This is a genomic window from Rhodococcus sp. JS3073, from assembly GCF_026810085.1.
In the GTDB taxonomy this organism is placed as follows: domain Bacteria; phylum Actinomycetota; class Actinomycetes; order Mycobacteriales; family Mycobacteriaceae; genus Rhodococcus_F; species Rhodococcus_F wratislaviensis.
Genome location: NZ_CP113951.1, coordinates 608,251 through 622,764, shown reverse-complemented (window position 1 = coordinate 622,764; position 14,514 = coordinate 608,251). Strand labels below are relative to the sequence as shown.

The window sequence follows — 14,514 nt, the reverse complement described above, 5'->3', positions numbered from 1 at the left end:
AGTGGTGCGCATGGATTTCAGCAAGGGACACGGCACCGAGAACGACTTCGTGGTCCTCCCGGATCCCGACGTCCGCATCGACCTGTCGGCCCCGCGGGTGGCGGCGCTGTGCGATCGCAGGCGCGGGCTCGGCGCCGACGGAATCCTGCGCGTCGCGAAGGCCGGTGCGCTGGCCGGCGCCGGTGTGCTCGCCGAACTCCCCGACGGCACGTCCGAGGACGACTGGTTCATGGATTACCGCAACGCCGACGGCTCGATCGCGGAGATGTGCGGCAACGGCGTCCGCGTCTTCGCCCACTACCTCCGGGCGGCGGGGCTCGAGACGCGCGACGAGTTCGTCGTCGGCAGCCGGGCCGGCGGCAAACCGGTGATCGTGCACTCGGCGGACGGCGCCTTCGGCGAGGTCACCGTCGACATGGGGGTGGTGCGGGATCTGGGAACCAGCGCCGCGACCATCGACGGCAAGGTGTTCAACGGGATCGGCATCGACGTCGGCAACCCGCACCTGGCATGTGTCGATGCGCACCTCACGGCGGCGTCCCTGTCGGCCCTCGACCTGACGGCCGCACCCGGGTTCGATCCCGGCTTCTTCCCGCACGGTGTCAACGTGGAGATCCTCACCCGCATCGAATCCGGCGCCGTGGACATGCGGGTGCACGAGCGCGGGGTGGGCGAAACCCGGTCGTGCGGCACCGGCACGGTGGCCGCGGCCACCGCCGCGCTGCGCTTCGACGGGGCCGACTCCGGTGAGGTGAATGTCCGTATTCCCGGTGGTCAGGTCACTGTTGCGGTGTCCGACGGCCGCGCGACGTTGCGCGGACCGTCCGTCCTGGTGGCGTCCGGGAACCTCGACGACGGCTGGTGGAACGGCCTCGGCTGATCGCCCTGCGCGAAATGCACGTGCACGCCCGCGACATTCCGTGGGATCATGAGGGTGTATGACGAAAACACATCGCACAGAAGAATCGCCGATCTCCGACTCCACTGAGTTCGCCTACGACGACGGGCGCCCTTCGGTCGGCGAGATGCAACTCGAGGACCGCAGCGCGCTGCGCCGAGTTGCCGGGCTCTCCACCGAGCTCACAGACGTCACCGAGGTCGAATACCGGCAGCTGCGCCTCGAACGCGTGGTGCTCGTCGGTGTCTGGACGCAGGGAACCGCGGCGCAGGCCGAATCCAGCATGGCCGAGCTCGCGGCTCTGGCCGAGACCGCCGGGTCCGAGGTCCTCGAGGGCCTCGTCCAGCGGCGGGACAAACCCGACGCGGCCACCTACATCGGTTCCGGTAAAGCCGAGGAACTCCGTGAGGTCGTCCTCTCGACCGGCGCCGACACCGTCATCTGCGACGGTGAGCTCACTCCCGCGCAGCTGACTGCGCTGGAGAAGGTCGTCAAGGTCAAGGTCATCGACCGGACGGCCCTCATCCTCGACATCTTCGCTCAGCATGCGACGTCCAGGGAGGGTAAGGCGCAGGTGGCGCTGGCCCAGATGGAATACATGCTGCCGCGACTGCGTGGCTGGGGTGAATCGATGTCCCGGCAGGCGGGTGGTCGCGCCGGCAGCAACGGCGGTGTGGGTCTGCGTGGTCCCGGTGAGACCAAGATCGAGACGGACCGCCGGCGAATCCGTGAGCGGATGGCGAAGCTGCGGCGTGAGATCAAGGGCATGAAGGCCGCCCGCGACACCAAACGCACCAGGCGTCTGCGCAGCGAGACGCCGTCCATCGCGATCGTCGGCTACACCAACGCCGGCAAGTCGAGCCTGCTCAACGCGCTGACCGGGTCCGGGGTGCTGGTGCAGAACGCCCTGTTCGCCACCCTCGATCCCACCACTCGGCGGGCGGCGCTGGATGACGGACGCGAGTACGTCCTCACCGACACCGTCGGGTTCGTGCGTCACCTGCCGACCCAGCTGATCGAGGCGTTCCGCTCGACGCTCGAGGAAGTCACGGACGCGGATCTGCTGCTCCACGTCGTCGACGGCTCCGACCCGCTGCCCACGGATCAGATCAGGGCAGTCCACGAGGTGATCACCGAGGTGATCCGCGAGAACGACGCCGCGGCGCCGCCGGAGCTCATCGTGGTGAACAAGATCGACGCGGCCGACCCGGTCACGCTGACCCAGTTGCGCGGCCTGCTGCCCGGTGCGGCGTTCGTCTCCGCCCGGACCGGGGAAGGCATCGCCGAGTTGCGAGCGCATCTCAGCGACGTACTGATCCGCCCGGAGATCGAGGTCAGCGTGCTCCTCCCGTACAACAGGGGAGATCTGATGGCCCGGATCCACTCGGACGGTCAGATCCTCGATTCCTCCCACGAGGAGGACGGCACGCGTGTTCATGCGCGGGTGCCCGAAGCGCTGGCGTCGGCACTGGTTCAGTACAGCGGCAGTGCCTGACCGCTCACGGTGGTCGGCCCGTGTCGCGGTCGGAGTCTTCGCTGCGTGCACACCGCTCGCCGTGGCGGGGGTCGGATCTGCCGAGCCGTTCTTCCGCGATCAGACCGCCGTCGACGCGTCGGAGTTCGGTCCGCTCTGCACTCCCGACGATTCGGCGGTCGGCACCCCGGACGAGGCCTCCCTCGAAGAGCTGTCGGGGCTCGCATCGGCGGGGGGACTGCTCTACGCGGTCGGTGACAGCGGGTCCGATCGTGCGGTCGCGGTGATGGACGGGAACTGCGCCGTGCAGCGGTGGCTTCCGCTGCCGGTCGATCCGTACGACGTCGAGGACTTGGCGTCCGGTCCCGACGGCCGGCTGTGGCTCGCCGACACCGGGGACAACGGACGCCGACGCGATACGGTGGCGCTGATCGCGATGGACCGCGACACGGGCGCGGGAGAACTGCATCGGCTGACGTATCCGGACGGCCCGCACGACGCCGAGACCGTTCTCGTCCAGCGCGACGGCACCCCGCTGATCGTCACGAAGGAAGTGTTCGGGGCAGGCAACGTGTACCGGCCTGCGGGGGGTGCCGCTGTGGGTGACCTCGCGAGCCCCGGGCCGACCCCGCTCGAGAAGGTGGGCACGCTGGACGTCGCGGAGACGAACGGCGCCGACGACGCCACCACCGGGAGCGGCACCACGGCCCCGGCACTGCATTCGACGATGTTCACGGGCGGCGCCGTCTCCGGCGACGGAACCGTGGCCGCCGTCCGCAGCTACTCCGACGTGTTCCTGTTCTCGGCACCGGACGGCGACCTGGCCGCGGCGTTCGCCGCGGGGCCTGTGGTGCGCGCGCACGTGCCGCAGCAGCCGCAGGGGGAGTCGATCGCGTTCACCGAGAACGGCGACCTGTTGATCGCCTCCGAGGCGCGGGAGGGGCCCGTTCCGCCGATTCAGATGCTGCCCGGGGCGGTGTCGAGGGTGCAGGAGCAGGCCCGCGCGCAGACCGTCGGGGACGAGGCGTCGGCGCAGTCGCCGGGAACGCTGTGGGGAATCGGCATCGCCGGCGGCGCGGTCGTGCTCGTGGTCGGCGCGGGCTTCCTGGTCCGCCGCCGTGCCCGATAGGTCTGTTTTGCGAGAAATGTTGTGAGCCTGATTCTTTCGGTGCGCGACATCGTGTGAATACTGGGCGGTGTGCAGGCCCACGAGTTGTTGTCGCATATTGCCCATCTATCGCTGGGGCACCGTCGCGCCCGGGCGACATCGACCGTCGCCGTGGTGGCGGGCATCGTCGTGATCCTCGCGCTGTCGCGTGCCGCCCGGCCGCTCATCCTCCGCGCCGCCGCCGTCGCGGTGCCCGTGACCGCAGCGGTCGGGGGTGCCGTGTGGGCGGCGTACCGGCCGCTTCCCAATCAGTTACCGCCGACGGGATACGCGTGGATCTGGCTCGCGGTCGGCACCCTCGTACTCGTCGCGTCGCTCCTGTTCCGGAGGCCCGGAGCCCGGCGCGCCGGGGTGATCGGTGTGGCGGGCGTAGTCGTGGCGGCCGCGGCGGCGGGGCAGGTCAATGCAGAGGTCGGCGTGTATCCGACCGTCGGGTCGCTGGTGGGACACCGCCCGCCGACGGTCGTCGAGCCGGTGTCGTTCGGTGACGTCCCCGGGTTCGAAAGCGCCGTGCAATCCGGGACCCCGATGGACTCGGTGTGGACCCGCCCGGTGCGCACACCCGGCTCCGGTGTGGTGACGGAGGTGCAGATCCCGGGCACCGAATCCGGATTCCCGGCCCGCCCGGCCGTGCTGTATCTGCCGCCGGCGTACCTGACGTCACCCCGGGCGGTGCTCCCCGTCATGGTGATGATCGCGGGACAGCCGGGGCGCCCCCAGGACTGGTTCAGCAGCGGACGACTGGGGTCCACGGTGGATGCGTATGCGGCGCGGCACGACGGCCTCGCGCCGGTCGTCGTGGTGGTCGACGCACTGGGGTCGCAGGACGCGAATCCGCTGTGCCTCGATTCGGCGCTGGGCAACGCCGCCACCTACGTGGCCCACGACGTCCCCGCGTGGATCGAGAAGTCACTGCAGGTGTCGCACGATCCGGCGCAGTGGGCGATCGGCGGATTCTCCTACGGGGGAACCTGTTCGATCCAGCTGGCCGTGAACTATCCGCGGATCTACCCGACGTTTCTCGACTTCCTCGGTCAGGACGAGCCCTCGCTGGGCGATCACGCGGGGACGGTCGCGGCGACGTTCGCAGGCGACGAGCATGCGTTCGCGGCGGTCAACCCGGTCGATGTGATGAGGACACGGCAGTTCCCGGAATTGACCGGGGTGTTCGTCGCCGGGGCCGCGGACGACGAATACCGCCCGCAGCAGCAGCGGATGTTCGCTGCCGCGCGGGCGGCCGGTCTGAACGTGCGGTACTACGAGCTCCCCGGTGGCCACGAGGGCGCCACCTGGGGTGCGGCGCTCGAACGGGAGATGGACTGGACCGGCCGCCGGCTGGGTCTCACCAGCTGACGACCGGATAGCGGTCAGGCGTCGAGGTCGGCCGCCACCAGCTGAGCCACCTTCTCGACGGCGTCGGCGTCGTCGCTGGTGACCGTGACGTCGGTGCCCTTGGTGGCGCCGAGCGTCATGATGAGCAGTGCGGAACCGGCGTCCACGGGTTCGCCGTCCGCCACGGCGAGGGTGACGGGCACACCCGCGGCGGCAACCGCTTCGGCGATGACGGCGGCGGGACGGGCGTGCAGGCCGATGGACGAACCGACGGCGACTGTGGTGCTGGGCATGGACTCTCTCCTCTGTCGGTGGGGTTGATGCGGGACGAGCGGGTCGATCTGTTTCTCTTACGCTGCGACTGTCGCAACGTCGGGGTCGAGTTCGGCGTCGGACGCGCCGGGCTTGATGAATTCTTTGGCGCCGACGACGCAGAGTGCAGCGACGACGACACCGGCGGCCAGCGCCACCAGGAACCACAGCAGGTTGCCGATGGCGAAGAAGACGAAGATTCCGCCGTGCGGTGCGCTGAGGGTGACGTCGAACGCCATGATCAGGGCACCGGTGACGGCGCCGCCGGCCATCATCGAGGGAATGACGCGCAGCGGGTCGGCGGCGGCGAACGGTATGGCACCTTCGGAGATGAATGCCGAGCCGAGGAGCCAGGCCGCCTTGCCGTTCTCGCGTTCCGCCTCGCTGAACAGGCTGGGACGCAGGACGGTCGACGCGAGAGCCATCGCCAGCGGCGGAACCATGCCCGCGGCCATCACGGCCGCCATGATGCGCAGCGAGGCGGGATCGTTGACGTTGAGGCCGGCCACCGCGAACGCGTACGCTGCCTTGTTCACCGGGCCACCGAGGTCGAAGCACATCATCAGACCGAGGATGATGCCGAGGAAGATGACGGAGCTGCCGGACAGACCGTTGAGCCAGTTCGTCAGGCCCGACGTGATCGAGGCGAGCGGACGGCCCAGGACCAGGAACATGAGTGCGCCGACGATCAGAGTCGCGAACAGCGGGATGATCACCACCGGCATCAGGCCGCGCAACCACTGGGGAACCGGGATCCGGCTGATCCACAGCGCGACCACGCCGGCGATCAGACCGCCGACGAGGCCTCCGATGAATCCGGCGCCGACGAAGACAGCAACGGCGCCCGCGGTGAAGCCCGGCGCCAGACCGGGCCGGTCGGCGATGGCGAAGGCGATGTAACCGGCCAGAGCGGGTACGAGGAAGCTGAACGCCAGCGAACCCAGTTGGAACAGCACCGCGCCCAGGTACGTCGCCAGGCCACCCTCGGGGAGTTGGCCGAGGGAGTTGCTGAGGACGATGTCCTCCGCGGGACCGGAGATCTCGTACCCGCCGAGCAGGAAGCCGAGGGCGATCAGCAGACCGCCGGCGGCGACGAACGGGATCATGTAACTGACACCGGTGAGCAGCACCTGGCGCAGGTGGGTGCCCCAGCCGACCGATCCTGCCGGCTCGTCGGGGGCGCCGGCCGCGCTGGTGCCGTCCACGGTCGCCGCGGACGGGTTCATGCCCGCGCGCAGTGCCTCGGTGATCATGGTGTCGGGCTCGTTGATGGCGCGTTTGACGCCGGACGCCACCACCGGCTTGCCTGCGAAGCGTTCCTTGCCCTTCACCCCGACATCGGTGGCGAAGATGACGGCGGACGCGCCCGCGATCACTCCCGGTGCCAGCGGTGTGCTTCCGCTCGAACCCTGCGTCTCCACGTGGACGACGACGCCTGCGCGTTCGCCTGCGGCGACGAGGGAGTCGGCGGCCATGTACGTGTGGGCGATGCCGGTCGGGCAGGCGGTGACCGCGACGATGTGCTTCGGTCCCTCTTCGGGCTCGGGTTCCTTTTCCGGGGCGACCGGTTCGGGAGCCTCAGCCGGAGCCGGGGCCGCGGCCGCCGCCGGGGGTGCTGCAGCGGCCGCCGCGGCGGCGGGTGCCGGTGCGGGTGCCAGGACGTCGTTCACCAGGGTGACGATCTCGGCGGGGGTCTTCGCGTCACGCAGGGCCCCGACGAAGGCGGGGCGCACCAGGGCCCGCGCGAGCGAGGACAGCAGCTTCATGTGTTCCGCGCCGGCACCTTCGGGTGCGGCGATGAGGAACACCAGATCTGCGGGTCCGTCGGGGGCGCCGAAATCGACCTTCGGGTCGAGCCGCGCGAATCCGAGGGACGCCGCCACAACGGCTTCGGAACGGCAGTGAGGGATCGCGATCCCACCGGGAAGTCCTGTCGCCGATTGTGATTCACGCGCCAGTGCGGCGTCACGGAGGCCGTCCGCCTCGGTGGCGCGACCGGCGTCGGCCAGACGCCGGGAGAGCGCGGAGATCACGTCCTCCTTGGAGGCTCCGAGGTCGGTGTCCAGGGAGATCAGATCTTCGCTGATGATCTGCGGCCCCGAATCGCGGTCGGGTGTCGAGTGAGACATGGTGTTTCCTTCTGGTTCAGGCCGGATCGGGGGCGGGGGAGCTGAGGGCGGTGACAGTGACGGCGTCGATGTCGACGTGGTCGGGGGTCGGCAGGGTAGTGCCGGGAAGGGCTGCCGCCGCGCTGCCGTACGCGACGGCGGATCGGAGGCAGTCCGCGGGCGTGGCACCGGACATGTGCGCTGCCAGGTAGCCCGCCAGCGACGAGTCGCCGGCGCCGACGGTGCTGCGGGCGACGATCGGTGGTGGCGTGGCCCACCAGGCGCCGGCCTCCGTCACGAGAACCGCACCCGCGGCGCCGAGCGTGGCGAGGACGGCTTCGACACCGCGGTCCACGAGTTGCCTGCCGGCATGGGCGGTGGCCGTCGGGTCCCCGCGCAGCGCGGACTCCTCGAGCAACTGCCCGTCGGCGCCGGTGAGCTGCGCGAGTTCCTCGCTGTTCGGTTTCACGAGGTCGGGGGCGGCCGCGGGGAACCGTTCCGCGAGCGCGAGCAGCGGGGCGTCCGAGGTGTCGACGGCGACCCTGCACGACGCGGAGCGGAGTGCCTCGACGAGCGTGGCGTACCAGTCGGTGGGAATGCCCGGGGGAAGGGAACCGGACAGCACCACCCACTCGGCCCGGGACCCGCGTTCGATGATCTCCGATTGCAGATCGGCGAGGGACTCGGCCGACATGACGACACCGGGTTCGTTGACCTTGGTGGTGGTGCCGTCGGGTTCGGTGATGGTGATGTTGGTGCGCGCCGGACCGGACGTCGCCACGGTCACGTGCTCGATCCCGTGCTCGGAGAGTGCGGTGAGCAGGGGGTCGCCCTCGTTGCCCGGGAGCACCGCGACAGCGGCGACACCGGCCGAGGTGAGCGCGCGGGCGACGTTGACGCCCTTGCCTCCGGGGTCGCTGTGGGTGGCGGCCGCGCGAAGGACGGCTCCGCGTTCGAGGCGCCCCACCAGGTTGACGGTGCGGTCGATGCTCGGATTGGCGGTCAGCGTGACGATCATGCGATCACCACCTCGATTCCCTGGTCGTGGAAGTGGGCTCGGTCTGCGGAACTGATGTCGGCGTCGGTGACGAGGATGTCGACGCTGTGGATGGGGGCGAAGCTCACGAGGTGCTCCCGGCCGACCTTCGACGAGTCGGCGACCACGACGACGTGGTTGGCGCACCGGACCATCGCGCGCTTGACGGCGGCCTCCTCGGTGTCCGGTGTGGACAGGCCGTGGCCGACGCTGAGCGCGTTGGTGCCGATGAACGCGACGTCGACGCGGAGGACGTCGAGGATGCGCAGCGCCTCCTCGCCGACGGCGGCCTGCGTGATGCCGCGCACCCGGCCGCCCAGCATGTGGAGCGTCACCGAATTGAGTCCCGCGAGACGGGCTGCGATCGGGACGGAGTTGGTGATCACGGTGAGGTCCAGATCGGACGGGAGTTCCGGGATGATGCGCCCCGTCGTGGTTCCCGCGTCGAACAGCACGCTGCCTCCGGACGGCGGCAGGTAGACGGCGGCGCGCTTGGCGATCCGGTCCTTCTGCTCGGCGCGGGTGTGATCGCGTTCCGTCATGCCGGGCTCGGTGACGGTGAGGGAACCCGCAGGGACCGCGCCGCCGTGCACGCGGCGGACGTGGCCGAGACGCTCGAGCAGCGCCAGGTCACGCCGCACGGTTTCGGTGGTGACGCCGAACGTGTCGGAGAGGTCCGCCACCGACATACGACCCCGCTGCGAGATCAGCGTGGTGACCGCTTGCTGGCGTTCTTCCGGATACACCGTGACCCCGTTCCTGTTCTCGTCGATGAAGTGTTCGGTGACGTGATCCGTTATGGTCTGCATCACACGAAATGTTGTGTCATGTTGTTTTACGCCCGAGTGTGTTGACATGTCAAGAGTTGAGAGTAATCTCCGTCACATAGTCGATTCGCATTTCCGACTGTGCGAAGACAGAACGAGCCGGCCAGGAGGACCCGATGACCGAAGACCGTGAAATCGTGCGAGGTACGCCGGTGGTACCGGGCATTGCCTACGCGCCGGTGATCTGGCCGGCTCCGCGGCCGGAGGTCGCACCCGGATCGGCCCGCATCGACGAGGCGTCGCGCGACGCGGAGAAGGTCCGCTTCGAGGAAGCGGCCGCCGTGGTGTCGCAGCGACTCCGCGACCGAGCGGCGAGCGTCTCCGGCGCCGCGGCAGAGGTGCTGCAGGCGAACGCGGCGATGGCGGCCGACCGCGGCTGGCTCGGTGCCGCGCAGAAGCTGATCGCCGGTGGAACCCCGGCCGAGGAATCGGCGGCGGAGGCCACCGAGCAGTTCGCGACCCTGTTCACCAAGATGGGCGGGTTGATGGCCGAACGCGTGACCGACCTGCGCGACATCCGGGACCGTGTCGTGTCCGAACTCCTCGGCCTGCCCGAACCCGGCATCCCCGTGCCCGCGACACCGTCGATCCTGTGCGCCCAGGACCTCGCACCCGCGGACACCGCCGGTCTCGATCCCGAGCTGATCGTCGGACTCGTGACCGTCCTCGGCGGCCCGACGAGCCACACCGCGATCATCTCGCGCCAGCTGGGAATCCCGTGCGTCGTCGCGGTGCGCGACCTCGAATCCGTCGTCTCGGGCACCCCCGTCCTCCTCGACGGCTCGGCGGGCGAACTCGTGGTGGAACCGGATCCCGTCGAGGCCCGCGCCGCCGTGGAACACGGCCGCGCCGAACGGATCCGCATCCAGTCGTGGGAAGGTCCCGGTCGCACGAGCGACGGACACGCCGTCTCGATTCTGGCGAACGTCCAGGACGGGGCCGGTGCGCGGTCGGCCGCCACGACCGCCGCCGAGGGCGTAGGACTGTTCCGCACCGAGTTGTGCTTCCTGGACCGCGATTCCGAGCCCGGCGTCGACGAGCAGGCCGAGATCTACGGCGAGGTGCTCGACGCGTTCGCCGGCCGGAAAGTGGTGATCCGGACGCTCGACGCGGGATCGGACAAGCCGCTGCGCTTCGCCAACCATGCCGAAGAGGCGAACCCGGCGCTCGGCGTCCGCGGAATCCGGATCGCGGAACAGAACCCGGGCATCCTCAGCAGGCAACTCGACGCGGTCGCCGCCGCGGCGAAGCAGACGCAGTCGCAGCCGTGGGTGATGGCACCGATGATCTCGACTCCCGCCGAGGCAGAATCCTTCGCTGCGGAGGTCCGCGCCCGCGGGCTCGTGCCCGGTGTGATGGTCGAGGTACCGGCCGCCGCGCTTCTGGCCGACCGTCTTCTGCGGCTCGTCGACTTCCTGTCCATCGGCACGAACGACCTCGCGCAGTACACGATGGCCGCCGACCGGATGTCCTCCGATCTGGCGTCGCTCACCGACCCCTGGCAACCTGCGGTCCTCGCGCTCGTCGCCCGCACGGCCGAGGCGGGAATCGCAGCAGGGAAGCCCGTCGGCGTCTGCGGCGAGGCGGCCGCCGACCCGCTACTCGCCTGCGTGCTGATCGGACTCGGGGTCACGTCGCTGTCCTGCGCGGGTGCCGCCGTGTCCGGTGTGGGGGCGAAGGTGGGGTCGGTCTCGCTGGACGACTGCCGTCGTGCCGCCGAGGACGTGCTCGCCACGAGCGATCCCGCGGAGGCGCGGGCCGCGGCGGTCCGGGTGCTGGGGGCGTAGTCCCGGGTTTCGCGGGGGATCCGGTCCCGACGGCGCGAAACTCCCAGATCGTGCCTACTATTGGCGAACTGTGACGAAAAGAGAAACCGACGCCCCCGACGGTCCCGCCGGCGGCTCTGCCGGTCAGTCCGCCCCCACGAGGGCGTTCGGGTGGACGCTGCACGGTGACGGCAGGCGGATCAGTGAGGGTGAGGTGGTCGCTCCCGGCGAGCGCCTCACGTGGCCGCGCACGGTCGGAATCGGGATGCAGCACGTCATTGCGATGTTCGGCGCCACCCTCCTGGTGCCGACCATCACCGGGTTCCCGGTCACGACGACACTGCTGTTCTCTGGTATCGGGACGGCCCTGTTCCTGCTCATCACCCGCGGCCGTATTCCCAGCTATCTCGGGTCGTCGTTCGCGTTCATCGCGCCGCTGACGGCGTCGCAGAGTTCGGGACCCGCCGCGCAACTCGGCGGTGTCGCCGCGGCGGGTCTGTTGCTGCTCGTGGTGGGTATCGCCGTGAAGCTGGCTGGATCGCGGGTCATCGACGCCGTCATGCCGCCCGTCGTCACCGGCGCCGTGGTCGCGCTGATCGGACTCAATCTCGCACCCACCGCGGTGGATTCGTTCGAATCGCAGCCGCTGATCGCCGGGGTGACGCTGCTGGCGATCCTGCTCGTGACAGTGCTCGGTCCGGGATTGCTGGGCCGCCTCGGCATTCTGGTCGGGGTCGCCGTCGGCTGGGTGTTCGCCGCCGTGATCGGTGGGCTCGCCGAGGAGCGGGTGACGGCGCTGCGGGAAGCGGCCTGGTTCGGCGTGCCCGAACTGCGGGGACCGACGTTCGAATGGTCCGTGATCGCACTGACCCTGCCGGTGGTCATCGTCCTGATCGCCGAGAACGTCGGCCACGTCAAGGCGGTGTCGGCCATGACGGGTCGGTCGCTCGACGACGTCGCCGGCGATGCGCTCGTCGCGGACGGACTGGCCACGACCCTCGCGGGATTCGGTGGTGGGTCCGGAACCACCACGTACGCCGAGAACATCGGAGTCATGGCCGCGACGCGGGTCTACTCCACCGCCGCCTACTGGGTCGCGGCGGCCACCGCCGTGGTCCTCGCGTTCTCACCGAAGTTCGGAGCCCTCGTGTTCACCGTGCCGAACGGTGTCATCGGCGGCGCCACCCTCGTGCTGTACGGGCTGATCGGCGTCCTCGGTGTGCGCATCTGGATGGATGCCGAGGTGGATTTCACCGACCCCGTGAACCTCACCGTGGTCGCCGCAGCGCTCGTCGCCGGCATCGGCGACCTGACGCTGACGATCGGATCGGTGGAACTCGGTGGCATCGCGTGGGGTTCGGTCGGCATCCTCGTCGCCTACCCGGTGATGCGCTCGCTCGCGCGGTTCCGCAAGTCCTGACACGGTGACCGGATGGGTCACGAATCCCGATCACCTGGGTCATTCACCACGTAGTTCCTCGCCTCTACCGTCGAACGAGACGTACCCAGATAGTTGATACGAGGAGTCGGCGTGGAGCGCACCCTGTTCGAACCGGAGCACCAACTGTTCCGGGAGTCGTACCGCAAGTTTCTCGCACAGCACGCCGAGCCGAACCACGCCAAGTGGGAAGAGCAGAACATCGTCGACCGCAGCCTGTGGGTCGAGGCCGGCAAGCAGGGATTCCTCGGCATGGCCGTGCCGGAGGAATTCGGCGGCGGCGGCGTGCGCGACTTCCGGTACAACGCAATCGTCACCGAGGAGACCACCCGCGGGGGATACAGCGGCATCGGCTTCACTCTGCACAACGACGTCGTCGCGCCGTATCTGCTCGAACTGAGCAACGAGGAGCAGAAACAGCGCTGGCTGCCCGGCTTCGCGTCGGGTGAGCTGATCACGGCCATCGCGATGACCGAACCGGGGACCGGCAGCGACTTGCAGGGCATCAAGACGCGCGCCGTGCGCGACGGCGACGACTGGGTCCTCAACGGTTCCAAGACCTTCATCACCAACGGCATCAACGCCGATCTCGTGATCGTCGTCGCGTGTACCGACCCCGACAAGGGAGCGCAGGGATTCAGCCTCCTGGTCGTCGAACGGGACATGCCGGGCTTCGAGCGCGGCCGCAACCTCGACAAGATCGGGATGAAGGCGCAGGACACGGCGGAACTCAGCTTCACCGACGTACGCGTTCCCGCCGCCAACCTTCTCGGCGAGGAGGGGATGGGCTTCCTCTACCTGATGAAGAACCTTCCCCAGGAGCGGCTGTCGATCGCCGTGGTGGCCGCCGCCGCAATGGAATCGGCGCTGGACATGACGATCCAGTACTGCCGCGACCGGAAGGCCTTCGGCAAGTCGATCGGCAGCTTCCAGAACACACGCTTCGTGCTTGCCGAACTCGCCACCGAGGCAACGGCGGTCCGAGTCCTCGTCGACAAGTTCATCGAACTGCTCAACGACGAGAAGCTGTCGGTGCAGGAAGCGGCGATGGCCAAGTGGTGGACCACCGAGGCGCAGGTGCGGCTCATCGACCGGTGCCTGCAGCTGCACGGCGGCTACGGATACATGAAGGAGTACCCGATCGCCAAGGCGTACATGGATTCTCGTGTCCAGACCATCTACGGCGGTACGACCGAGATCATGAAGGAAATCATCGGTCGCGGCCTCAATCTCTGACGAGGCACGACCTGCGTATCCGGGGTGGATGCGAGGAGGCCCCACGGCAATCGCCGTGGGGCCTCCTCGTGTCTACCAGCGGCAGTGACTAGATCTTGCGCATGACCGTGACGACCTTGCCCAGAATGACTGCGTCGTTGCCGGGGATCGGATCGAACAGGGGATTGTGCGGCATCAGCCACACCTCGCTGTCGGTGCGCTTGAACGTCTTGACGGTGGCTTCGCCGTCGATCATCGCTGCCACGATGTCTCCGTTCTCCGCCACGTTCTGCTGGCGGACCACCACCCAGTCGCCATCACAGATCGCGGCATCGATCATCGATTCGCCGACGACCTTCAGCAGGAACAGCGAGCCCTGGCCCACCAGTTCACGGGGGAGCGGGAAGATGTCCTCGACGGCTTCCTCGGCGAGGATCGGGCCACCGGCGGCGATCCGGCCGAGTACCGGGACGAACGTGGGTTCCGGCAGGGGTGCGCCGTCGGCACCGGACTTGACCGCAGCCAATCCGACGGCGGCGCTCGCGTTCGCCGCCGCTCCCGCCGCCACCTCGTCGAGACCGCGCACGTCCACGGCGCGCGGACGATTGGGATCCCGGCGGAGGAAGCCCTTCCGCTCCAGCGTGCGCAGCTGATGAGCGACCGAGGACGTCGAGGTGAGCCCCACGGCGTCGCCGATCTCGCGGATGCTCGGCGGATAACCGCGCTCGTTCACGGACGTGCGAATCACCTCGAGGACACGGCGCTGCCGGTCGGTCAACCCGGCGGCGGAGCCACCGCTCACACGTGGAGTCGAACCGTCGGTCGAGCTGTCGTCCTTCATGGCGAGGTGCCTCCGTCTGTATGTGGATCTTCTCGGTATGGGTCGCATGTGACTGCTGTGCCGCGTGACACGAATCTATCCCGCTTTCCTCGGAGTTTC

Annotated in this window: 12 protein-coding genes; 7 read left to right on the top strand and 5 right to left on the bottom strand. The window is 69.1% G+C overall.

Annotation, left to right across the window (positions count from 1 at the left end; all coding sequences use genetic code 11):
- Positions 1 to 10: 10 nt before the first annotated feature.
- The 4 genes from dapF (at position 11) to OYT95_RS02930 (ending at position 4,893) form a co-directional block, all read left to right on the top strand.
- A complete protein-coding gene (gene dapF / locus OYT95_RS02945; protein WP_037232677.1) occupies positions 11 to 880 on the top strand; it encodes a diaminopimelate epimerase in 870 nt (289 codons plus the stop codon).
- Positions 881 to 938: 58 nt separating this feature from the next.
- A complete protein-coding gene (gene hflX, locus OYT95_RS02940) occupies positions 939 to 2,393 on the top strand; it encodes a GTPase HflX (protein WP_037232486.1) in 1,455 nt (484 codons plus the stop codon).
- Positions 2,386 to 3,501 carry a hypothetical protein gene (locus OYT95_RS02935; RefSeq protein ID WP_268790827.1) on the top strand — a complete coding sequence of 372 codons (1,116 nt, stop codon included), beginning with the start codon at positions 2,386 to 2,388 and terminating at the stop codon, positions 3,499 to 3,501. The genes hflX and OYT95_RS02935 overlap by 8 nt, the downstream gene beginning before the upstream one ends.
- Before the next feature lie 69 nt (positions 3,502 to 3,570).
- Positions 3,571 to 4,893: an alpha/beta hydrolase gene (locus OYT95_RS02930; protein ID WP_268790826.1), complete on the top strand. Its 1,323-nt coding sequence runs from the start codon at positions 3,571 to 3,573 to the stop codon at positions 4,891 to 4,893.
- A gap of 14 nt (positions 4,894 to 4,907) precedes the next feature.
- Here OYT95_RS02930 and OYT95_RS02925 read toward each other — a convergent pair whose 3' ends face one another.
- From OYT95_RS02925 to OYT95_RS02910, 4 genes are read right to left on the bottom strand one after another with little or no spacing between them, the layout of a single operon-like run.
- The gene (locus OYT95_RS02925) at positions 4,908 to 5,165 is read right to left on the bottom strand and encodes an HPr family phosphocarrier protein (RefSeq protein ID WP_005261132.1); all 258 of its coding nucleotides are present in this window, start codon (positions 5,163 to 5,165) and stop codon (positions 4,908 to 4,910) included.
- Positions 5,166 to 5,222: 57 nt separating this feature from the next.
- On the bottom strand, positions 5,223 to 7,313 hold the full coding sequence (locus OYT95_RS02920; RefSeq protein WP_268790825.1) for a PTS fructose transporter subunit IIABC: 2,091 nt from the start codon (positions 7,311 to 7,313) through the stop codon (positions 5,223 to 5,225).
- 16 nt (positions 7,314 to 7,329) lie between these two features.
- Positions 7,330 to 8,310: a 1-phosphofructokinase gene (gene pfkB / locus OYT95_RS02915; RefSeq protein WP_268790824.1), complete on the bottom strand. Its 981-nt coding sequence runs from the start codon at positions 8,308 to 8,310 to the stop codon at positions 7,330 to 7,332.
- Positions 8,307 to 9,074, bottom strand: coding sequence for a DeoR/GlpR family DNA-binding transcription regulator (locus OYT95_RS02910; RefSeq protein WP_268792338.1), 768 nt, complete (start codon positions 9,072 to 9,074; stop codon positions 8,307 to 8,309). The genes pfkB and OYT95_RS02910 overlap by 4 nt, the downstream gene beginning before the upstream one ends.
- 197 nt (positions 9,075 to 9,271) lie before the next feature.
- Between OYT95_RS02910 and ptsP the strand changes: the two genes are divergently transcribed.
- From ptsP to OYT95_RS02895, 3 genes are all read left to right on the top strand, one after another.
- Complete coding sequence (ptsP, locus tag OYT95_RS02905) at positions 9,272 to 10,942, top strand: phosphoenolpyruvate--protein phosphotransferase (protein ID WP_268790822.1); 1,671 nt, start codon at positions 9,272 to 9,274, stop codon at positions 10,940 to 10,942.
- A 70-nt stretch (positions 10,943 to 11,012) separates the two neighbouring features.
- Entirely contained in the window at positions 11,013 to 12,341 is a 1,329-nt protein-coding gene (locus OYT95_RS02900) for a uracil-xanthine permease family protein (protein ID WP_052033204.1), read from the top strand.
- Between the two features lie 111 nt (positions 12,342 to 12,452).
- A complete protein-coding gene (locus tag OYT95_RS02895; RefSeq protein ID WP_112299188.1) occupies positions 12,453 to 13,595 on the top strand; it encodes an acyl-CoA dehydrogenase family protein in 1,143 nt (380 codons plus the stop codon).
- Positions 13,596 to 13,683: 88 nt separating this feature from the next.
- Here OYT95_RS02895 and lexA read toward each other — a convergent pair whose 3' ends face one another.
- A complete protein-coding gene (lexA, locus tag OYT95_RS02890) occupies positions 13,684 to 14,415 on the bottom strand; it encodes a transcriptional repressor LexA (protein WP_037232466.1) in 732 nt (243 codons plus the stop codon).
- Positions 14,416 to 14,514: the final 99 nt, after the last annotated feature.

Coding starts and splice junctions, on each gene's coding strand:
- dapF (WP_037232677.1), top strand. CDS start 11: ATGGATTTCAGCAAGGGACACGGCACCGAGAACGACTTCGTGGTCCTC.
- hflX (WP_037232486.1), top strand. CDS start 939: ATGACGAAAACACATCGCACAGAAGAATCGCCGATCTCCGACTCCACT.
- OYT95_RS02925 (WP_005261132.1), bottom strand. CDS start 5,165: ATGCCCAGCACCACAGTCGCCGTCGGTTCGTCCATCGGCCTGCACGCC.
- OYT95_RS02920 (WP_268790825.1), bottom strand. CDS start 7,313: ATGTCTCACTCGACACCCGACCGCGATTCGGGGCCGCAGATCATCAGC.
- pfkB (WP_268790824.1), bottom strand. CDS start 8,310: ATGATCGTCACGCTGACCGCCAATCCGAGCATCGACCGCACCGTCAAC.
- ptsP (WP_268790822.1), top strand. CDS start 9,272: ATGACCGAAGACCGTGAAATCGTGCGAGGTACGCCGGTGGTACCGGGC.
- lexA (WP_037232466.1), bottom strand. CDS start 14,415: ATGAAGGACGACAGCTCGACCGACGGTTCGACTCCACGTGTGAGCGGT.